Origin of the sequence: Streptomyces griseoviridis (genome assembly GCF_005222485.1) — a bacterium.
Taxonomy (GTDB): Bacteria; Actinomycetota; Actinomycetes; order Streptomycetales; family Streptomycetaceae; genus Streptomyces; species Streptomyces hintoniae.
On sequence record NZ_CP029078.1, the window covers coordinates 2,404,003 to 2,424,850 of the forward strand.

Sequence of the window (20,848 nt, forward strand, 5' to 3'; positions counted from 1 at the left end):
GGACTGATTGTGCGACAGCGTTCCTTGGTGATACTCACCTCCGTTCTCACGACCGGAGCCCTGACGCTCACCGCCTGCGGCTCCCGTGACGACAGCGGCAGCAAGAGCGACAGCGACTCGGGCACCACCTTCACGATCGGCGTCGACGCGCCCCTGTCCGGCGAGAACTCGACCACCGGCCTCGGCATCCAGTACGGCGTTCAGGTCGCCGTCGACGACGCCAACAAGAACAACTGGGTCCCCGGCGTCAAGTTCAAGGTCAAGGCCCTCGACGACAAGGCCCAGCCCGCCACCGGACAGCAGAACGCCACCGCACTGGTCGGCGACAAGACCGTCCTCGGCGCGGTCGGCCCGCTGAACTCCGGCGTCGCCCAGTCCATGCAGCAGGTCTTCACCTCCGCCAACATGGTCGAGATATCCCCGTCCAACACCAGCCCCGACCTCACCCAGGGCAAGAACTGGCAGACGGACAAGAAGCGCCCCTACAAGACCTACTTCCGCACCGCCACCACCGACGCCCTCCAGGGCAGCTTCGCCGCCGACTACGCGTACAACGGCCTCAAGAAGAAGAAGGCCTTCGTCGTCGACGACAAGCAGACCTACGGCGCCGGCCTCGCCAAGATCTTCAACAAGAAGTTCGCCGACCTCGGCGGCAAGATCGCCGGAACCGACCACGTCAACACCGGCGACAAGGACTTCGGCTCCCTCGTCACCAAGATCAAGAACTCCGGCGCCGACCTGCTCTACTACGGCGGCCAGTACGACGAATCCTCGCTGATCACCAAGCAGCTCAAGGACGCCGGCGTCAAGATCCCCCTCTTCGGCGGCGACGGCATGTTCGCCTCCACCTACATCGAAACCGCCGGAAAAGCCTCCGAAGGCGACCTCGCCACCTCCGTCGGCGTCCCCGTCGACACCCTCCCCGCCGCCAAGCAGTTCGTCGAGACCTACAAGGCCAAGGGCTACAAGGGAGACTACGGCGCCTACGGCGGCTACTCCTACGACGCCGCCTCCGCCATCATCAAGGCAGTGAAGGCCGTCAAGGACGCCAACGGCGACAAGCTCCCCACCGACATCAACGACCTCCGCGCGAAGATCGTCGACGCCGTCCAGAAGTCCGACTTCCAGGGCATCACCGGCAAGGTCTCCTTCGACGAATACGGCGACACCGGCAACAAGCAGCTCACCGTCTACCAGGTCAAGGACGGCGCCTGGAAGGCCGTCAAGACCGGCACCGCCACCGGCTGACCCACCGGGCCACACACCCCACGACACACCGCACCACGGGCCGCGCGGGAGGAAGACCCCGACCGCGCGGCCTTTCCCACACCCCCACCCCAGCGCACGATCAGTGCACACGACCCCAGCGACATGGAGGCCACGCGGTGAACACCCTGCCGCAGCAGCTGGCCAACGGGCTGCTCCTAGGCTCGATGTACGGGCTGATCGCCATCGGCTACACGATGGTGTACGGCATCGTCCAGCTCATCAACTTCGCGCACGGCGAGATCTTCATGACCGGCGCCTTCGGCGCCCTCACGGTCTACCTCTACATCCTGCCCGACGGCACCAACCTGCTCGTCGCCGTCCCCCTGATGCTGATCGGCGGCGCCCTCGTCGCCGTCCTCATCGCCGTCGGAGCGGAACGGTTCGCCTACCGGCCCCTGCGCGGAGCACCCCGCCTGGCACCACTCATCACCGCCATCGGCCTCTCCCTGGCACTCCAGGAGGTCGTGCGCAACTTCTACCCCGGCGCCGACCGCGCCCGCGCCTTCCCCGGCCTCGACGCCACCCACGACATCGGCTCCGTCACCATCAAGGACGCCGACATCTTCCTCATCCTCGCCGCCATCGTCTGCATGTCCGGCCTCGCCTGGTTCGTCCGCAAAAGCCGCACCGGCCGCGCCATGCAAGCCACCGCACAGGACCCCGACACCGCCCAACTCATGGGCATCGACACCAACCGCATCATCGTCGTCGCCTTCGCCATCGGCGGACTCTTCGCCGCCGTCGCCGCCGTCGCCTACGGCCTCAAATACGGCAACGTCGACTACCGCATGGGCTTCCTCATGGGCCTCAAAGCCTTCACCGCGGCCGTCCTCGGCGGCATCGGCAACATCTACGGCGCCATGCTCGGCGGCATCGTCCTCGGCATCGCCGAGACCCTCGCCTCCGCCTACATCGACGAGATACCCGGCATGCAACAGCTCGGCGGCCAGAGCTGGGCCAACGTCTGGGCCTTCTGTCTCCTCATCCTCGTGCTGCTGTTCCGGCCACAAGGCCTGCTCGGCGAACGCGTAGCGGACAGGGCGTGACCACATGACCGAGACAACCACGACCCCGCCCGCCGACCAGGCCCCCGCACCCACCGCCCGCGGCCTCGTCCCCCTGCCCCCCACCACCGCACTGCCCCTGCTGCTCGCGGGCGGAATCGCCACCGCCGCCTCCACCTTCCTCGCCTGGACGTGGACCGCGGACTTCCCCGGCGACCTCACCGTCAGCGGCTACCCCGGCGGCCTCCAGTGGCTCACCTTCACCGCCGGACTCCTCACCGCCCTCTTCGCCCTGTCCGCCTACCGGGTCCGCGGCCTGCGCTGGCTCACGCCCGCCGGGAACCACGCACCCCTCCTGCTCGTCGCGGTCGGCGGCTTCGGCACCACCTGGTACACGGTCCTCGCGATCACCATCAAACTCGGCGGCCTCGCCAACCTCGAACCCGGCGGATACATCGCCGCCGCCGCCTCCCTCATCCCCCTCATCGGCGCCCTCGCACTGCCCGCCGACCACCAGGGCGACAACCTCGTCACCGCCCTCAAGGCGCGGATCGCCAAACCCGACCGGATCCCCACGGCCCAGGCCACCACCCCGTGGGTGCAGCGCGCGGCCATCACGGCCGTCGCCGTCGTCGGACTGATCGTCTTCACCTACGGCATCGACACCGAGTACGGCGAGCTGTTCATCGGCTACCTGATCGTCGTCGTCTTCACCATCTGGGCCCTGCACACCGCAGGACTCCTCGACCGCTTCTCCCAACTCCTCGCGAGCAACCGCAGCTTCGCCCTCGCCATGGGCTTCCTCGCCGCCATCGCGTTCCCCTTCACCCAGACCGACGACCACTACGCCAACATCGGCGTCAACATCCTCATCTTCGGAACCGTCGCCCTCGGCCTCAACATCGTCGTCGGCCTCGCCGGACTCCTCGACCTCGGATACGTCGCCTTCCTCGGCGTCGGCGCCTACACCGCCGCCCTCGTCTCCGGCTCCGAATTCTCCAAATTCTCCGGCGTCCAATTCCCCTTCTGGGCCGCCGCCCTCACCGGCGCCGCCGCCTCCCTCATCTTCGGCGTCCTCATCGGCGCCCCCACCCTCCGACTCCGCGGCGACTACCTCGCCATCGTCACCCTCGGCTTCGGAGAGATCTTCCGCATCGCCGTCAACAACATGGACGGCGACTCAGGACCCGACATCACCAACGGCCCCAACGGCATCCCCTCCATCCCCGACCTCTCCTTCTTCGGCTTCAACTTCGGCGACCCCCACAACGTCGCCGGCTTCACCCTCGGCCGATTCGCCAACTACTACCTGCTCATGGTCCTGATCATGGCGCTCGTCGTCCTCGTCTACACCCGCGCCGCCGACTCCCGCATCGGCCGCTCCTGGATCGCCATCCGCGAAGACGAAACCGCCGCCACCGCCATGGGCATCAACGGCTTCCGCGTCAAACTCGTCGCCTTCGCCCTCGGCGCCTCCCTCGCCGGACTCGCCGGAACCGTCAGCGCCCACGTCACCTACAGCGTCGTCCCCAACCCCTACCAATTCGCCGGCTCGACGCCCCCCAACTCGGCGTTCCTCCTCGCCGCCGTCGTCCTCGGCGGCATGGGCACCGTGGCAGGACCCCTGCTCGGCGCCGCCCTCCTCTACCTGCTCCCGGAAAAGCTCGTCTTCCTCCAGGACAAATCGCTGCTCGCCTTCGGCATCGCCCTCATCCTCCTCATGCGCTTCCGCCCCGAAGGCATCATCGCCAACCGCCGCCGCCAACTCGAATTCCACGAGACCGGCCAACTCGACGTACCGGACACCACGACGCTGACCGACGAACCGGCCGTCACCAAGGCAGGGACGTGAGACCCATGACGACACCTGTACTCGAAGCCCGCGACGTCACCATGCGCTTCGGCGGCCTCACCGCCGTCCGCTCCGTCGACTTCACCGTCAACACCGGAGAGATCGTCGGCCTCATCGGCCCCAACGGCGCCGGCAAAACCACCTTCTTCAACTGCCTCACCGGCCTCTACGTCCCCACCGAAGGCACCGTCTCCTACCAAGGAACCGTCCTCCCACCCAAACCCCACCTCGTCACCAAAGCCGGCATCGCCCGCACCTTCCAGAACATCCGGCTCTTCGCCAACATGACCGTCCTGGAAAACGTCCTCGTCGGCCGCCACACCCGCACCAAAGAAGGACTCTGGTCCGCCCTCCTCCGCGGCCCCGGCTTCAAAAAAGCCGAACGCGAAAGCGAAGAACGCGCCATGGAACTCCTCGCGTTCATCGGCCTCGACCACAAACGCGACCACCTCGCGCGCAACCTCCCCTACGGCGAACAACGCAAACTGGAGATCGCCCGCGCCCTCGCCTCCGAACCCGGCCTGCTCCTCCTCGACGAACCCACCGCAGGCATGAACCCCCAGGAGACCCGCACCACCGAAGAACTCGTCTTCGCCATCCGCGACCGAGGCGTCGCCGTCCTCGTCATCGAGCACGACATGCGCTTCATCTTCAACCTCTGCGACCGGGTCGCCGTCCTCGTCCAAGGCGAAAAACTCGTCGAAGGCACCTCCGACGTCGTCCAGGCCGACGAACGCGTCGTCGCCGCCTACCTCGGCGAACCCTTCGAGAGCGACCCCAGCACCACCAAGGGAGAAGCCCAGTGACCGCACTCCTCGAAGTCGAGGACCTCAGGGTCTCCTACGGCAAGATCGAAGCCGTCAAAGGCATCTCCTTCACCGTCGAAGCCGGCGAAGTCGTCACCCTGATCGGCACCAACGGCGCCGGCAAGACCACCACCCTGCGCACCCTCTCAGGACTCCTCAAACCCAGCGCAGGAAAAATCACCTTCGAAGGCAAACCCCTCAACGGCGTCCCCGCACACAAGATCGTCGCCCTCGGACTCGCCCACTCCCCCGAAGGCCGACACATCTTCCCCCGGCTCAGCATCGCCGAAAACCTCCAACTCGGCGCCTTCCTCCGCAAAGACAAAGAAGGCATCGAAAAAGACATCCAGCGCGCCTACGACCTCTTCCCCATCCTCGGAGAACGCCGCAAACAAGCCGCAGGCACCCTCTCAGGCGGCGAACAACAAATGCTCGCCATGGGCCGCGCCCTCATGTCCCAGCCCAAACTGCTCATGCTCGACGAACCCTCCATGGGCCTCTCTCCGATCATGATGCAGAAAATCATGGCGACCATCGCCGAACTCAAATCACAGGGCACCACCATCCTGCTCGTCGAACAGAACGCCCAGGCCGCCCTCTCCCTCGCCGACCAGGGCCACGTCATGGAAGTCGGCAGCATCGTCCTCTCCGGCACCGGCTCCGACCTCCTCCACGACGAATCCGTCCGCAAGGCATACCTCGGCGAAGACTGACCCCCCACAGCCACAAACACACGACGAGGCCCGCGCCCCCCGAGGGACGCGGGCCTCACCCATCACACCGACAGAGCACTCAGCCCTTGGACGCCTTCTTCTCCTGCGCGTCCTGAATAACCGCCTCCGCCACCTGCTGCATCGACATCCGACGATCCATCGACGTCTTCTGGATCCACCGGAACGCCGCCGGCTCCGTCAAGCCGTACTCCGTCTGCAACACCGACTTCGCACGATCCACCAGCTTCCGCGTCTCCAGCCGCTGCGAGAGATCCGCGACCTCCCTCTCCAGTTCCTTCAACTCCGTGAACCGCGACACAGCCATCTCGATCGCCGGAACCACATCACTCTTGCTGAACGGCTTCACCAGATACGCCATGGCACCCGCGTCCCTGGCCCGCTCGACCAGATCACGCTGCGAGAAAGCCGTCAGCATCAGCACCGGCGCGATACGGTCCTCAGCGATCTTCTCAGCCGCGGAGATGCCATCCAGCTTCGGCATCTTCACATCCAGGATCACCAGATCAGGACGGTGCTCACGAGCAAGCTCGACGGCCTGCTCACCATCGCCCGCCTCACCGACGACGCTGTACCCCTCCTCCTCCAGCATCTCTTTGAGATCAAGCCGGATCAGGGCCTCGTCCTCGGCGATGACGACACGGGTCGTCAGCGGAGGCACGTGCGACTTGTCGTCGTCGGGCGCGTCTGCGGGCTGGGGCGACTCGGGGGCGGTCACGGGGGCTCCTTGTCCGGGGCGGGGTGCTGCTCCCAAGAGCCTACCTAGCTGGGGTAAGGTAACGCGCAGCAGGTGACTACTGACCTTTGTGTTAGAGGAAGCCCCGGTAGTCCAGCGGTAGAGACACGGTGCTCAAACCACCGACAGCGTCGGTTCGAATCCGACTCGGGGCACTTACCTTCGAATCGAAGGTACCCCAGAGAAGCGGATGTCCACTTTCTCGTGAACATCCGCTTTTTGCTGCGTGTCGCCGGAATCACTCTCGCAGAGTGCTCGCATGTACGACATCAGCACGCGCGAGCGAACACTCGCGCTCCTCGGCCAGGGCCGCAGCCTCAGCTCCATCAGCCGGGAGACCGGGATCTCGCGCGCAGCGATCCGCTCCTGGCAGATCCGTCTCGAACCCCTGCCCCGGATGGTCGCCCCGGCGCCAGGACCGCCCGCCGACGATCACGCCTACGCCTACCTGCTGGGCCTTTACCTGGGCGACGGCTGCATCAGCGCACACCCACGCACCGGCACCTATCTCCGTATCGCCTGCGCGGACGCCTGGCCCGGACTTCTCCAGCTCTGCCGGGAGGCCATCACGCGGGTGCGTCCGGGCGTCGGCGTCTACAGCGTCCAGAAACAAGGCTGCGCGATGGTGACCAGCTACTCACCGCACTGGCCCGAACTCTTCCCCCAGCACGGCCCCGGCAAGAAGCACGAGCGTCGGATCGTCCTCGAACCCTGGCAGCAGGCGATCGTCGACGCTCACCCCTGGGAGTTCATCCGGGGTCTCATCCACTCCGACGGGTGCCGGATCGTCAACTGGACGACGCGCGTGGTTGACGGGATGAAGCGACGTTACGAATATCCGCGGTACTTCTTCACCAACTTGTCCGTCGACATCAGACGGCTCTACACCAACACCCTCGACGGACTCGGCATCGATTGGAAGCAGGCCAATGCCCAGAACGTCTCTGTCGCCCGCAAGGCGTCCGTCGCTCCGATGGACGTCCATATCGGGCCCAAGTACTGATCCCCGCCCGCTACTTCGGGCTGTCGTCCTCGCCGATGTGGTGGATGCGGACCAGGTTCGTCGAGCCCGAGACGCCGGGCGGTGAGCCCGCCGTGATGACCACCACGTCACCCTTCGCGCAGCGGCCGTGGGCGAGGAGGAGTTCGTCGACCTGGTCGACCATGGCGTCGGTGGAGTCGACGTGGGGGCCGAGGAAGGTCTGGACGCCCCAGGTGAGGTTGAGCTGGGCGCGGGTGGCGGGGTCGGGGGTGAAGGCGAGGAGGGGGATCGGGGAGCGGTAGCGGGAGAGGCGGCGGACGGTGTCGCCGGATTGGGTGAAGGCGACGAGGCAGGTGGCGTCGACGAAGTCGCCGATCTCGGCGGCGGCGCGGGCGACGGCGCCTGCTTGGGTGCGTGGTTTGTTCTGTTCGGTGAGTGGGGGCAGTCCGTCGGCGAGGAGGTGTTCTTCGGCGGCTTCGACGATCTTGGCCATGGTGCGGACGGTTTCGGCGGGGTGTTTGCCGACGCTGGTCTCGGCGGAGAGCATGACGGCGTCGGTGCCGTCGAGGACGGCGTTGGCGACGTCGGAGGCTTCGGCGCGGGTGGGGCGGGAGTTGTCGATCATCGAGTCGAGCATCTGGGTGGCGACGATGACGGGTTTGGCGTTGCGGCGGGCGAGGGCGACGGCGCGTTTCTGGACGATGGGGACGTTTTCGAGGGGCATTTCGACGCCGAGGTCGCCGCGGGCGATCATGATGCCGTCGAAGGCGGCGACGATGTCGTCGAGGGCGTGGACGGCTTGGGGTTTTTCGATCTTGGCGATGACGGGGATGTGTCGGCCTTCTTCGTCCATGATGCGGTGGACGTCGTCGATGTCGTGGCCGTTGCGGACGAAGGAGAGTGCGACGACGTCGAAGCCGGTGCGCAGGGCCCAGCGGAGGTCGGTTTCGTCTTTGTCGGAGAGGGTGGGGACGGAGACGGTGACGCCGGGGAGGTTGAGTCCTTTGTGGTCGGAGATGATGCCGCCTTCGATGACCCGGGTATGGATGCGGGGGCCGTCGATGGTGGTGACTTCGAGGGTGACTCTGCCGTCGTCGACGAGGATGTGTTCGCCGGGGGTGACGTCGGTGGCGAGGCCGGCGTGGGTGGTGCCGCAGGTGTGGCGGTCGCCGTCGGTGTTGTCTTCGACGGTGATGGTGTAGGTGTCTCCGCGTTCGAGGAGTACGGGGCCTTCGGTGAATCGGCCGAGTCGGATCTTCGGGCCTTGAAGGTCGGCGAGGGTTCCGACGGTGTGGCCGATCTCTTCGGAGGCTTTTCTGATTCGTCGGTAGCGCTCCTCGTGTTCGGCGTGGCCGCCGTGGCTGAGGTTGAATCGGGCGACGTCCATTCCGGCTTCGACCAGGGTTTTGATCTGGTCGTAGGTGTCGGTGGCGGGGCCGAGGGTGCAGACGATCTTTGCGCGGCGCATACCTTGAGCCTAGGGCTTACCGGTGGGTAGGGATTTGGGCGTGGGTGGCTGCTCAACGTCCTTTGGGTGAAGCGTCATTGACAAGTGTTGAATGGTGCGGGGGTCTGCTCTGATGAGCGTATTCATTGTTTTTCATAGGCGTGGGGGTGTCATGGTGAAGCGGGCGTTGACGGCGGCGTGGATTTCTTGGCGTTGGGGTTCGAGGTCGAGGGTGGGGGGTGTGTCGTCGGGGGTGCCGGCGAAGGCCATGGAGCGCATGCGGTTGCCGGGGGCGGGTGGGTAGGGCTGGGGGGTGTCGGCGTCGAGGTCGGCGAGTTCGATGAGGGCGGCGAGGGTGGTGTCGAGGGCGTCGGCGTAGGCGCGGGCGCGTTGGACGGCTTCTTTGACGGCTTGTTTGCGGGCTTGGGTGTGGACGGGTGAGTCGGGGCGGAGGGTCCACCAGGGGCCGTCGACGCTGGTGAGGTCGAGGTCGGCGAGGCGGCTGGTGAGTTCGCCGAGGGCGGTGAAGTCGTTGAGTTCGGCGGTGAGGGTGACGCTGCCGTGGTAGGTGCGGATGCGTTCGCCTCGGCCGCGTTGGGCGAGTTCGGGGGTGAGGGAGAAGTGTCCTGTTTCGAGGCGTTCGATGGCGTCGCCGTAGCTTTTGACGAGGTCGAGGGTGGTGGTGTTGCGGTGGGTGAGGTCGTCGAGGGTGTGGCGGCGGTCTTTGCCGCGGGCGGTGACGGTGATGGTGATGCGGGCGATCTCGGGGTCGACTTCGAGGTGGGCTTCGCCGCGGACGGTGAGGCGTGGGGCGTCGGGGGTGCCGTAGGGGGTGGGGGCGGGGGGTGTGGGGGTGGCCATACGTCCCACTCTGTCATGTCTCGGTCGATCGAGGGGGTGTCTGTTCATCTGTTCGGTCACCAGATCGAAACCTCGCAGACCTATTGCCCGGTACCTGGGGCGGGTCAGAATCTACGCGCGTCATCGACCTTTTCCTCCAGGAGATCCAGACATGCCGTTGAACCGTCGGAAGTTTCTGAAGAAGTCCGCCGTGACCGGGGCCGGGGTGGCTCTCACGGGTGCCGTGGCAGCTCCCGCGGCGCAGGCGGCACCGGGTCACGGGCACGGGCATGCCACGCACCCGAAGCCCGCGAAGCGGTACGCGCTGACCGTGATGGGCACGACCGACCTGCACGGGCATGTCTTCAACTGGGACTACTTCAAGGACGCGGAGTACTCGGACAGCGCGGGCAACGCGCAGGGGCTGGCGCGGATCTCGACGCTGGTGAACAAGATCCGCAAGGAGAAGGGGCGCGAGAACACGCTGCTCATCGACGCGGGTGACACGATTCAGGGCACTCCGCTGACGTACTACTACGCGAAGGTCGATCCGATCACCGCGAAGCGGGGTCCTGTGCACCCGATGGCGCAGGCGATGAACGCGATCGGGTACGACGCGGCGGCGCTGGGCAACCACGAGTTCAACTACGGCATCGAGACGCTGCGGAAGTTCGAGAGCCAGCTGCGTTTTCCGCTGCTGGGGGCGAACGCGCTGGACGCGAAGACGCTGAAGCCGGCCTTCCCTCCGTACGTCATGAAGACGTTCCATGTGAAGGGCGCGCCGTCGGTCAAGGTGGCTGTGCTGGGTCTGACGAATCCGGGTATCGCGATCTGGGACAAGGCTTATGTGCAGGGGAAGTTGACGTTCCCTGGTCTTGAGGAGCAGGCGGCGAAGTGGGTGCCGAAGCTGCGGTCGATGGGTGCGGACGTGGTGATCGTCTCGGCGCACTCGGGTTCGTCGGGTACGTCGTCGTACGGTGACCAGTTGCCGTATGTGGAGAACTCAGCGGCGTTGGTGGCGCAGCAGGTGCCGGGTATTGACGCGATTCTGGTGGGTCACGCGCATCTGGAGATTCCGGAGTTGAAGGTCACGAACGCGAAGTCGGGTAGGACGGTGGTGTTGTCGGAGCCGTTGGCGTTCGCGGAGCGGTTGTCGGTGTTCGATGTCGGGCTGGTGTTCTCGAAGGGGCGCTGGTCGGTGGAGTCGGTGGCGTCGAAGGTGTTGAACTCGAATTCGGTGGCGGACGATCCGAAGATCACGCGGTTGCTCGAGGACGAGCACGCGAAGGTCGTGAAGTATGTGAACCAGGTGGTGGGTTCGGCGACGGAGACGTTGACGACGGTGGAGGCGCGGTACAAGGATGCGCCGATCATCGACCTGATCACGAAGGTTCAGGAGGATGTGGTGCGGGCGGCGCTGGTGGGGACGGCGTATGCGTCGTTGCCGGTGATCGCGCAGGCGTCGCCGTTCTCGCGGACGTCGGAGATTCCGGCGGGGAATGTGACGATCCGGGATCTGTCGGGTCTGTATGTGTATGACAACACGCTGGTGGCGAAGGTGATGACGGGTGCGCAGTTGCGGGCGTACCTGGAGTTCTCGGCGGAGTATTTCGTGCAGACGGCGGTGGGTGCGCCGGTGGATGTGGAGAAGCTGACGAACGCGAACAATCGTCCGGACTACAACTATGACTATGTGTCGGGGCTTTCGTACGACATCGACATCGCGCAGGCGGCGGGTTCGCGGATCAAGAATCTGACGTATGGGGGTGTGGCGTTGTCGGATGGGCAGCAGTTCGTGTTGGCGGTGAACAACTATCGGGCGAATGGTGGTGGTGCGTTCCCGCATGTGGCGTCGGCGACGGAGGTGTGGTCGGAGTCGACGGAGATCAGGACGCGGATCGCTGAGTGGGTGACGGCGAAGGGTGTGCTGGATCCGAAGGACTTCGCGTCGGTGGACTGGCGGTTGACGCGGGCCGGTACTCCGGTGTTCTAGGCCGTGGTGGTGCTTCGGCCGGGTGTTGCCGGCCGGAGCGCCGCGGGTACGGCCGGCGGGCGTGTCGGGTGTTTCGTTGGGCGTGACGACAACTTCGTGTGCTGCACGCCGAGTTGGCCCTCGGAGCCGCCGCAGGTGGGGGTCGGCTTGTTGGTGGCCCCGCTGCTGCCGCCCGCCCCCGAACGGCGCCATCGCCACCCGGGACGGCTGCGTGTTCCCGACTGAGTGGCCTCGCCGGTGTCATGTATGTGCTGCGGACCGGTGTCGCGTGGCGCGATGTCCTTACAGAGACCGTGGGCTGTTCCGGTGTGACGGCCTGGCGTCGGCTCCGGGACTGGACCGAGGCCGGCGTCTGGCCTCGACTGCACGCCGCCCTGCTGACCGAGCTTCGCCGCGCTGGCCTGCTGGACCTGGACGACTGCTCCGTAGACGGGTCACATGTCCGGGCCCTCAAAGGGGGGACCATGTCGGCCCCTCGCCCGTCGACCGGGCCCGCCCCGGCTCCAAGCACCACCTGATCGTCGACCGGCACGGCACCCCGCTGGCTGTCACGCTCACCGGTGGCGACCGGCACGATGCCACTCAGCTCCTACCGCTGCTGGACGCCGTCTCCTCGATCCGGGGTCTTCGTGGACGTCCCCGCTGTAAGCCCCGGCGTCTGTACGCCGACCGCGGCTACGACTTCGACAAGTACCGCCGCCTGCTCTCGAAGCGCGGCATCAAACCCCTTCATTGCCCGACGCGGCGTCGCCCACGGCTCCGGACTGGGCAAGGTGCGCTGGGTCGTCGAGCGGGCCTTCGCCTGGCTGCACCAGTTCAAACGCCTCCGCACCCGCTACGAACGACGCGCCGATCTCCACCAGGGTTTGCTCGAACTGGCCTGCAGCCTGATCTGCATCCGACGTCTATCCAGCGGTCCCAGAGTGACCGGCTAGGAGTCCGAGCGCAGCCCCAGGGCGCTGTGCTGAATCAGCCCGGCCGGAGCATCGGAACCCGAATCCCGACGCGTCAACTCGACCAGCTTCGTCCGGAGGTCTGTCGCCGACTCGCCAAGCACGATGGCGCTGATCACCAGCTCAAGCATGACGCAGTCGTAGGCATCGTCGGTTCCTCGATAGCGTTCGGCGTCACGTTCGACTACGGCACTGTCGATCCGCCATCCACCGCCGTCGACGGGCGCGAAGGTCGCTGCGAAGGTTCCGTTACCCGTCCAGCTTCGGTGCAGGAAGACGACCTCGCCCTCCGTGAAAACGTCCCACTTCTCGTCCATGTCCCGCGATGCATAGCCGAGCTGGATCCGCTTCCAGGCGTCATCCGACCAGATCCGCTGGGGCAGCTCCGGCATCGGCTGAGGAGCCGCTACGGGCTGGATACGGCCGGAGAACGTGGACCGGGTTACGCGTTCATCAGCAGGCATGGAGTGATCCTACGGACGAAGCCGGGCATCCCAGCATCCCGTCCCTCACAGACCTCATTGTGAAACGATCAGTAAATCGCTTCGAACATAATCAGCGGCGTATGCCCATCTCTGATCATGATTGATCTGACCATCCGTTCAGCTACCTCCGACGACGTCTCCGCACTGCTGGACTTCTGGGAGTCCGCCGCCGAGGAAACGAGCATTAGTGACGACGAGGCTGGTGTCAGCCGCCTCATCGCCCGTGACGCCGAGGCGGTTGTCATCGCGGAGCGCGCCGGCCGGATGGTAGGCACGGTCATCGCGGGCTCGGACGGTTGGCGCTGTCACCTCTACCGCCTCGCTGTGGACCCACGTATGCGCCGCCAGGGCGTTGGCAGTGCCCTGCTGGAAACAGCAGAACATCGCTTCATCACTCTCGGCGGGCGTCGCGGGGACGCGATGGTGCTGGAGGACAACGAACTCGGGCAACGTGCCTGGCATGCTGCCGGGTACGCGCCCGAACCACACTGGCGCCGTTGGACGAAGCCCCTCGTGTGAAAGCCCGCTCTCTCTCCCCCGCTCTCTCTCCCCCCCTCCCCCCCCCGCAACGCTCAGCAAGGCGAGCTTGCTGGGTAGACAACAGGAAGTCCCGGTATCGACCGTGGGAGTGGCGTTCCCTCTATGCAGGTCAGCTCGCGTGGAACGGACCCCCGTAAGGCCACAGCAGTAGCTGCGACCGCCGGGTGCCCAGCGGCACCAGTGCGATAAGCGATCTTGGTTCGCCTGTGTATCGGCAACCTGGTCAGTGTCACCCCGGGCATCGGGTCCACGATTCCAAGGTGCGGCACGACGGCGACGCCCTGGCCGGCTGCGACGAGGGCCAGCACTGTGGCGAAGTCATCTACCTGATGCCGGACATGTGGGGTGAAGCCGGCGGCTTGGCAGGCCCGGACGGTCATCGCGTGACATAGCGTTCCCGGGGTCGCCGTGATCCAGGGTGAGTCCTTCCAGTGCCCGATCACCCATCCGTCGGCTGCCTCTCCCGGCGCGGATGACGTTGATGCGAGGTACATGGACTCAGTACAAAGAGGTTGAGCTGCCAGGCCTGGTTCGGCAGGTGACGGCACGAAGTCGTATTCATGGATGAGCGCAACGTCCAGGTCGCCCGCGCGCAGGGCGCCTGCGACCCCTGCCGGGTCGATCTCCAGCACCATGGGTTCCAGGCCCGGGTGCTGATGAACGAGAAAGGCCAGCGCCGCGAGGACTATCGCTCGGGTGGCGGTGGGGAAAGTGCCGATCCGCAAGGGGCCCGCCAAGCCGCGACGTGTGTCGACCAGGTCTGCGGTGGCCTGTTCCAGGCGTTCGAAAATGGCCTCTGCATGGTGGACCAGTTTCTGTCCTGCCGGGGTGAGGGTGACCCTCCGCCCCGTTCGCTCCAGAAGGGGCACACCTGCTTCGCGTTCTAGGGCGCTGAGTTGCTGGGAGACCGCTGACGGAGTGAACGCGAGCGCTTCGGCGACCGCGGCAATCGTGCCGCGCAGGGACAGTTCCCGCAGCAGGCGCAGGCGTCGAACATCGAGCATCAGCTCAGCTTACGCTCAGCCTCATAGATGCGAACTAGACCTACACGATCACCAAAGGTCACCCTCGTGACCATGGCTCAACACCCACCCCTGCATGGGGTTCACGTACCGCTCGTCACGCCGTTCACCGCCGATGGACGTATCGCGGAGGACGCCCTCGAAGAACTCGCTCGTGCCATGCTGGACGCGGGCGCCGCCGGGATCGTCGCCCTGGGTACGACCGCCGAGGCAGCCACACTCCACGCCGAAGAGAAGACCACGGTCATCAACGTGTGCGCCCGGGTCTGCCAAGAACGCGGCGCAGTCCTGATGATCGGTGCCGGCACTAATGACACCCAGGCCAGCGAACGTGCCCTCGCGGAGCTCTCACGGTGGCCGGAGGCCGCCGCCGCACTGGTGCCCGTCCCTTACTTCAGCCGTCCCTCGCAGGCCGGCGTTCTCGCGCATTTCATCCGCTTGGCAAACGGCAGCCCCCTGCCCCTGGTGGTGTATCACGTCCCGTATCGCACTGGGCAGCCTCTCGACGCGTCCACCCTGCGCGCGCTGGGACGAATCCCCGGTGTCGTGGGAGTCAAGCTCGCGCAGGACGGCATCGATCAGGAGACAGTGGACCTGCTGAGTGAACTCCCGCCCGACTTCGTGGTCTTGGCTGGAGATGATCCGTTTCTGTCCCCCCTGCTGGCACTCGGTGCGGCAGGCGGCATCCTCGCCTCGGCGCACCTGGCCACCAGCCGGTTCGCAGAATTGGCCACCGCCTGGCACCAAGGTGACCTCGCACGAGCACGGAAGCTCGGGCATCGCCTGGCGAGGCTGTCGGCTGCGGCCTTCCTTGAACCCAACCCCACTGTGATCAAGGGCGTACTGCATGCACAAGGCCGCATTCCCACCCCGGACGTGCGTCTACCCTTGCTGCCTGCCCACCGCGATTCGGTGGATGAAACGCTGAGGCGGCTGGCTGACTTGGGTGAATAGCGATGCCCTCAGCGACCATTAACGATTCACGGCCTGTATCGCCCCACGCAATGGCACCTCCGCGAGCACACTTCACCGGGCCGTCAGTCGTCGCTCTCGGCGCAACCGGACCCCTTCGATCCCGGACTCCCGCATGATCCTGGCGACCCGCTTGTGGTTGACAGCCTCACCGTTCGTCTCGCGGAGCCCGGCGGTGATCCTGGGGACGCCGTGGGTACCGTCCGATTCGCGGTGCACCGCCCGTATCCGGGCGGCAAGCTGTGCGTCGGCCGCCTGCCGGGCGGCCCGGTTCGCGGCTGTCCGGCGCCAGCAGCAGAAGCTCGAGCGGCTGACGCCGAGGATGCTGCAGAGCCGCCTCACGCCGGAGCGGCGCTGATGGTCGGCGACGCACTGGAAACGGTTCACCAGCGAGTCTCCCCGGCGAAATACCTGGCGGCCTTCCGCAGGATCTCGCGTTCCTCCTCGAGCTCACGGACCTTCTTCCGCAGCCGCGTTCTCTGCCTCCAGCGGTACCGGCGGCTGGGCCGGTTCCTGCGTCCGGCGTCCCCGTGGACGGCTTGCTCCGGCAGCCCGCACCCAGTTCCGCAGCGTCTCCGGACTGATCCCCAGATCGGCGGCGACCGACCTGATCGTCGCATCGGGCCGCGACTCATACAGAGCGACCGCATCCGCCTTGAACTCCGGCGGGTAGTTCTTCATGACCACGAGATGTCCGCTCTCAGATCCTCAGGATCCAGTGCCTCGTGTGTCCAACATCAGGGGTCAAGGCGCGACCGTCCTCCTCGACGACGGCACGGGCCGCGTCCGTCCCGCGCTGGTCTCGTTGCTCGACTTGCTGGTGACGATGGACAAGCCCGGAAGCGGACTGGCCTGGCTGGACATGCGCCGTGGGCAACTGGGAAACGCCTCGCGGCTGCTTCGCCGGCTCGGCCTGGGCGAGATTCCGCTGACCCACGACGCGTTCCACGAACTCCAGCCCTGGCGAGCGGCCTCTCATCTGGAAGAACCCTTCATGGCATGCGGAGTCCTGCCTGCGGTCGACAAGCACCTCTGCTCCTTTGCGCGCTGGCTTCCCGCTCACCTGGCCGACACCGCCGATCCCGAGCACACCAAGACGATCAGGCTCTTCGCGACCTGGCACGTCCTCCCCGGGCTGCGGGCCCGCGCCGAGCGGAGCCACATCACACCCGGCATCCGCCGCTTCGCCAGCGAACAGATCAAGTACACGACCGCCTTCCTGCACTGGCTCAGCGAGCGGAACACCACTCTCGCCTCCTGCGGCCAGGTCGACATCGACGCCTGGTTCGCCGAGAACGCTCGCACCCGTCTGAGAGGCTTCCTCAACTGGGCCATGCAGGGCCGGCACTGCCGACGTTCCCTGGCCATCCCGGCGATGAAGATCTCCCGTCGGCCCGCACTGAGCGAGGACGAACGCCTCGCCGCCCTGGGCAGGCTTCTGACCGGTACGGAGATACCGATGCGACTCCGCGTCGCCGGAGTCATCGTTCTCCTCTACGCACAACCGCTGAGCCGCGTCGTCCGGCTCACCATCGACGACGTCATCCGCGACGGCGACACCGTGCTGCTACGACTCGGTAAGCCGCCCTCACCCGTCCCCGCACCGGTCGCCGCCCTGCTGCTGGAGCACATCACGAACCGCGGCAACATGAACACCGCCACCAACCCGGCGTCCCGCTGGCTCTTCCCAGGATGCCGTCCCCGGCCAACCCCTCGACCCCAACCACCTGTCCGCGCTCCTGAACCAGGTCGGAATCCCGATCGCCGCCGCCCGCGGCGCCGCCATCCGCCAGCAACTCCTCGAACTGCCCGCACCCGTCGTCGCGGACACTCTCGGCTACCACGACAAGACCACAAGCCGCCTCCGCAACGAGACCGGAGGAACCTGGAGCCGATACGCCGCCGGAGATCACGCAAGGTCACCAACAGGCTGGGCACCCCGGGGAACCAGAGAAGTAGGGAGCCCTCCAGTTCCGAGAGCCCGAGCGCGCATGAGTGCTTGCTTCGGGGCCACTGGGACGGCTACCCCTGGCGGAGGAATTCCTGCACCTCGGCAGCGACAGTCGCCAGCTCTTCACCAGCGTCGATCACGGTCGTCACAGTGCACTCCCAGCCGCTGGAGAAGACGTCGGCTCGCAAGGTCCAGCTCAGGCACACGTGACCGCCCGAACCGAACGTCGCTGCCACGACCAGCTCGTTGTTGACCCAAGACCGCACGCCCTCCCAACCGCGGAAGTCACGCGCAAGACCGTCGAGAAACTCGGTCAGGTATCCCGCACCGTCCCAGGCAGACACGGTCACGGCCCCGATTCGTGCGCGCAGGCCGTCATCGACAGCCTCCACGGCGAACACGACCTCGAACTCATCTGTCCGCGACCAGTCGAACAACCGGACAGAGGGTGCTTGCGACCCCACCCCCCGAACGACGAGCTCGACCTGCCCAGGAACCACCTCGATCAGACTCACCCACTGAGGATAAAGACGCCAACACGGCCCGGCCATCGCCATTTACGACGCCGTGCTACGTCCCGTCGTCGTTGGGGCTCCACACCCAGATCCCAGCCAGGAACGTCACGGGCAGTAGTGATTCCGGAGTCAGATTGATCAACTGGCGACACTTGAATACGCGAGCCCACCAGTATCAACCCCCGGGTCTGCCAGTGGTTGGTCGTCGTACCGCCGGTGGGCAGCGGGGCGGTGTCGAGGTTGTTGCGGGTGTTGAAGCCGTACTCGGCCACGTTGCCCGGGGTGCTGCCCGATTCCATTGCGTCCGTCGCGCTGTCGATGTTGTTCCTCAGCTCCTGCGAGTATCTCTTCGGTGTGGTGAGGGAGCCGTCGCTGTTCTTGGTGAACCGGACGGTGGCGCCGCTGTTGTCGTAGAGAATCACCTCGCTGCTGCCCAGCGAGAGGTGGCGCTCGTACTGCTGCCACCACCGTTGCGACACCTTCCCCCACGGCGCGTCCGGGGAGTTGTACGTGCGCGTGAGGGTGAGACGCCGGCAGACGCCCGCGATGTCGAAGTCGGTCCCGGTGAGCATCGGGTTGCCGGTCGAGTAGTCGGTCCTGGCGGTGGGCGCGTCCGTGATCGCGAGGTCGGTGATGCGGTGCCAGGGCGCGTCTGCCTGCCCTTCCGGCACCAGACTCAAGATGCCGGTGTCCTGGGCAGCGGCGAAGAGCGCGGTGCCGGACCGGGGCGGCTTGGTGGCGTGGTCCTTCTGGGCCTTGCGCCAGGCGGCCAGTGCCTTCGATGGCTGCCGCTCCGGGCGGGTGGCTGCCGGCTTGGTGGAGCCGGTCTTCACCTCCGGCATGGTGAACCGGGTGTGTCCTTGCCCCGGGCCGAGACCGGCTCGGCGTCGTCCGCGACCGCGCCGGCGGTAGGCGGGAGGGACAGCGCGCGGGCGTTCGTGGTGACAACTGCCGCGGCGGCGAGGTGTGTTGCTCTTTTGCGGGCACGCCGAAGGGGTGCGTCGAGGGCACGAGTGGGCACGTGTGGGCACGACTTTCCCCGCGGTGGGTCGAGCCGCGGTGATCCCGGTGGGTCGGGGGTCATCTGCCGTCGGTGAGGGGGGTGAGGGTGGGGGGTTTGCGGGCGGCGGGGATGTGGGGGGTGCGTTGTTCGAGTCCGAAGGTGGTGAAGGCGGTGCGGGTGGGGAGTCGGTAGGTCTCTTTGCGGGTGAGGGAGTTGAGGATGGTGGCGCTGCGCCAGGCGGCGAGGCCGAGGTCGGGGGCGCCGACGCCGTGGGTGTGGCGTTCGGCGTTCTGGACGTAGGCGGTGCCGGTGACGGAGGGGTCGAGGACGAGGCGGAAGTGTTCGTCGATGCGGGGGCGTTCGCTGTTGTCGCGGCGGAGGTAGGGGTCGAGTCCGGCGAGGACGTGGTCGAGGGGGCGTTCCTGGTAGCCGGTGGCGAGGACGACGGCGTCGGTGGTGAGGCGGGTGCGGGTGGCTTGCTGCGGGTGTTCGAGGTGGAGTTCGATCTTGGTGGTGGCGATGCGTCCCGCGGTGCGGACTCTGACGCCGGGGGTGAGGACGGTGTCGGGCCAGCCGCCGTGGAGGGTGCGGCGGTACAGCTCGGTGTGGATGGCGGCGATGGTGTCGGCGTCGATGCCTTTGTGGAGTTGCCATTGGGTGGCGCCGAGGTGGTCGCGGGTGTGTTCGGTGAGGGCGTGGAAGTAGCGGGTGTAGTCGGGGGTGAAGTGTTCGAGGCCGAGTTTGGAGTACTCCATGGGGGCGAAGGCCTCGGTGCGGCCGAGCCAGTGGAGTCGTTCGTGGCCGGCGGGGCGGTTGCGGAGGAGGTCGAGGAAGATCTCGGCGCCCGACTGTCCTGAGCCGATGACGGTGACGTGGCCCGCTCTGAGGAGGGTGTCGCGGTGGGTGAGGTAGTCGGCGGCGTGGATGACGGGTGCGGAGGGGGTCTCGACGAGGGGTTTGAGGGGTTCGGGGATGTGGGGTGCGGTGCCGATGCCGAGGACGATGTCGCGGGTGTGGGTGCGGCCGAGGGCTTCGGCTTCGCCGTCGGCGTCGAGTTGGGTGAAGTCGACTTCGAAGAGGGCGCGTTCGGGGTTCCAGCGGACGGCGTCGATCTGGTGGCCGAAGTGGAGTGCGGGGAGTTGTTCGGCGACCCAGCGGCAGTAGGCGTCGTAGTCGGCGCGTTCGATGTGGAACTGCTCGGTGAAGTAGAAGGGGAAGAGGCGGTCGCGGCTTTTGAGGTAGTTGAGGAAGGTCCAGGGGTTCGTGGGGTCGGCGAGGGTCACGAGGTCGGCGAGGAAGGGGACTTGGACGCGGGCGCCGTCGATGAGCAGTCCCGGGTGCCAGGTGAAGGTGGGGCGTTGGTCGTAGAAGGCGGTGTCGAGGTCGGTGAGGGGGTGGGCGAGGGCGGCGAGTGAGAGGTTGCTGGGGCCGATGCCGATGCCGACGAGGTCGTGGATGGTGTCGGGGTCGTGGTGGGGGGTGGGGGTCATGCGGGGGTGTGTCCTTCCACGGGGTTCAGCGGGGCGGCCGGGGTGTCGGTGCGGGTGGTGGGGCGGTGGGGTGGTTCGGGGTTCGCCTGCGGGGAGTGGGGTCGTGGCGGTCGCGGGCGCCGTCGTCGGTGGGTGCGTCGAGGACGGTGGGGAGCGGCGGTGCGCGGGGGTGGGGGCGGGGGCCGTCGGGTTCTGGTGCGACGTGCGTGCTCATGTGTCCTCCCGGGCGCCGGGCTGAGGAGTTCCAGCTTGGCCGC

General features: G+C 66.7%; 20 protein-coding genes, 1 tRNA gene and 1 pseudogene. 11 read left to right on the top strand and 11 right to left on the bottom strand.

Annotated elements, in window-relative coordinates:
- Positions 1-24: 24 nt before the first annotated feature.
- From DDJ31_RS09720 to DDJ31_RS09740, 5 genes are all read left to right on the top strand, one after another.
- Complete coding sequence (locus tag DDJ31_RS09720; RefSeq protein ID WP_127182879.1) at positions 25-1,248, top strand: branched-chain amino acid ABC transporter substrate-binding protein; 1,224 nt, start codon at positions 25-27, stop codon at positions 1,246-1,248.
- A gap of 137 nt (positions 1,249-1,385) precedes the next feature.
- On the top strand, positions 1,386-2,315 hold the full coding sequence (locus DDJ31_RS09725; protein ID WP_127180674.1) for a branched-chain amino acid ABC transporter permease: 930 nt from the start codon (positions 1,386-1,388) through the stop codon (positions 2,313-2,315).
- A gap of 4 nt (positions 2,316-2,319) precedes the next feature.
- On the top strand, positions 2,320-4,125 hold the full coding sequence (locus tag DDJ31_RS09730; protein ID WP_127180673.1) for a branched-chain amino acid ABC transporter permease: 1,806 nt from the start codon (positions 2,320-2,322) through the stop codon (positions 4,123-4,125).
- Between the two features lie 5 nt (positions 4,126-4,130).
- Positions 4,131-4,931, top strand: coding sequence for an ABC transporter ATP-binding protein (locus DDJ31_RS09735; protein ID WP_127180672.1), 801 nt, complete (start codon positions 4,131-4,133; stop codon positions 4,929-4,931).
- The gene (locus DDJ31_RS09740; RefSeq protein ID WP_127180671.1) at positions 4,928-5,644 is read left to right on the top strand and encodes an ABC transporter ATP-binding protein; all 717 of its coding nucleotides are present in this window, start codon (positions 4,928-4,930) and stop codon (positions 5,642-5,644) included. Before DDJ31_RS09735 ends, DDJ31_RS09740 begins: the two co-directional genes overlap by 4 nt.
- Before the next feature lie 79 nt (positions 5,645-5,723).
- Here the strand turns inward: DDJ31_RS09740 and DDJ31_RS09745 are convergent, their stop codons facing one another.
- Positions 5,724-6,380, bottom strand: a complete 657-nt coding sequence (locus tag DDJ31_RS09745) for an ANTAR domain-containing response regulator (protein ID WP_127180670.1) — start codon at positions 6,378-6,380, stop codon at positions 5,724-5,726.
- Between the two features lie 100 nt (positions 6,381-6,480).
- Here DDJ31_RS09745 and DDJ31_RS09750 point away from each other — a divergent pair.
- Positions 6,481-6,553, top strand: a tRNA-Leu gene (locus DDJ31_RS09750).
- 104 nt (positions 6,554-6,657) lie between these two features.
- A complete protein-coding gene (locus DDJ31_RS09755) occupies positions 6,658-7,401 on the top strand; it encodes a helix-turn-helix domain-containing protein (protein ID WP_127180669.1) in 744 nt (247 codons plus the stop codon).
- 10 nt (positions 7,402-7,411) lie between these two features.
- On the opposite strand, the gene pyk is transcribed toward DDJ31_RS09755, so the two are convergent.
- A complete protein-coding gene (gene pyk / locus DDJ31_RS09760) occupies positions 7,412-8,848 on the bottom strand; it encodes a pyruvate kinase (protein WP_127180668.1) in 1,437 nt (478 codons plus the stop codon).
- Positions 8,849-8,980: 132 nt separating this feature from the next.
- Positions 8,981-9,688: an SIMPL domain-containing protein gene (locus DDJ31_RS09765; RefSeq protein ID WP_127180667.1), complete on the bottom strand. Its 708-nt coding sequence runs from the start codon at positions 9,686-9,688 to the stop codon at positions 8,981-8,983.
- Positions 9,689-9,839: 151 nt separating this feature from the next.
- Between DDJ31_RS09765 and DDJ31_RS09770 the strand changes: the two genes are divergently transcribed.
- On the top strand, positions 9,840-11,660 hold the full coding sequence (locus DDJ31_RS09770) for a bifunctional metallophosphatase/5'-nucleotidase (RefSeq protein WP_127180666.1): 1,821 nt from the start codon (positions 9,840-9,842) through the stop codon (positions 11,658-11,660).
- Between the two features lie 135 nt (positions 11,661-11,795).
- A pseudogene (locus tag DDJ31_RS09775) lies at positions 11,796-12,595 on the top strand (IS5 family transposase).
- Here the strand turns inward: DDJ31_RS09775 and DDJ31_RS09780 are convergent.
- A complete protein-coding gene (locus tag DDJ31_RS09780) occupies positions 12,592-13,005 on the bottom strand; it encodes a hypothetical protein (RefSeq protein ID WP_127182878.1) in 414 nt (137 codons plus the stop codon). The pseudogene DDJ31_RS09775 and the gene DDJ31_RS09780 overlap by 4 nt on opposite strands.
- Before the next feature lie 189 nt (positions 13,006-13,194).
- On the opposite strand from DDJ31_RS09780, the gene DDJ31_RS09785 reads away from it, so the two are divergent.
- Entirely contained in the window at positions 13,195-13,617 is a 423-nt protein-coding gene (locus tag DDJ31_RS09785) for a GNAT family N-acetyltransferase (RefSeq protein ID WP_127180665.1), read from the top strand.
- A gap of 53 nt (positions 13,618-13,670) precedes the next feature.
- On the opposite strand, the gene DDJ31_RS09790 is transcribed toward DDJ31_RS09785, so the two are convergent.
- A complete protein-coding gene (locus DDJ31_RS09790; protein ID WP_127180664.1) occupies positions 13,671-14,642 on the bottom strand; it encodes a LysR family transcriptional regulator in 972 nt (323 codons plus the stop codon).
- A gap of 72 nt (positions 14,643-14,714) precedes the next feature.
- Here DDJ31_RS09790 and dapA point away from each other — a divergent pair, with 72 nt between their 5' ends.
- Complete coding sequence (gene dapA / locus DDJ31_RS09795; protein ID WP_127182877.1) at positions 14,715-15,614, top strand: 4-hydroxy-tetrahydrodipicolinate synthase; 900 nt, start codon at positions 14,715-14,717, stop codon at positions 15,612-15,614.
- Between the two features lie 72 nt (positions 15,615-15,686).
- Here dapA and DDJ31_RS09800 read toward each other — a convergent pair whose 3' ends face one another.
- From DDJ31_RS09800 to DDJ31_RS09825, 6 genes are all read right to left on the bottom strand, one after another.
- Positions 15,687-16,019 (bottom strand): IS3 family transposase, encoded by a 333-nt coding sequence (locus DDJ31_RS09800; protein WP_164785005.1) that lies wholly within the window; start codon positions 16,017-16,019, stop codon positions 15,687-15,689.
- 63 nt (positions 16,020-16,082) lie between these two features.
- Positions 16,083-16,313: a transposase gene (locus DDJ31_RS09805; RefSeq protein WP_206280708.1), complete on the bottom strand. Its 231-nt coding sequence runs from the start codon at positions 16,311-16,313 to the stop codon at positions 16,083-16,085.
- Between the two features lie 1,341 nt (positions 16,314-17,654).
- Positions 17,655-18,140: a DUF6228 family protein gene (locus DDJ31_RS39020; RefSeq protein WP_367396695.1), complete on the bottom strand. Its 486-nt coding sequence runs from the start codon at positions 18,138-18,140 to the stop codon at positions 17,655-17,657.
- Positions 18,095-18,940 (bottom strand): DUF6531 domain-containing protein, encoded by an 846-nt coding sequence (locus DDJ31_RS09815; RefSeq protein WP_171480797.1) that lies wholly within the window; start codon positions 18,938-18,940, stop codon positions 18,095-18,097. The genes DDJ31_RS39020 and DDJ31_RS09815 overlap by 46 nt, the downstream gene beginning before the upstream one ends.
- A gap of 238 nt (positions 18,941-19,178) precedes the next feature.
- Entirely contained in the window at positions 19,179-20,591 is a 1,413-nt protein-coding gene (locus DDJ31_RS09820; RefSeq protein ID WP_171480798.1) for a lysine N(6)-hydroxylase/L-ornithine N(5)-oxygenase family protein, read from the bottom strand.
- Positions 20,592-20,616: 25 nt separating this feature from the next.
- A complete protein-coding gene (locus tag DDJ31_RS09825) occupies positions 20,617-20,805 on the bottom strand; it encodes a hypothetical protein (RefSeq protein ID WP_127180659.1) in 189 nt (62 codons plus the stop codon).
- Between the last annotated feature and the right edge of the window lie 43 nt (positions 20,806-20,848).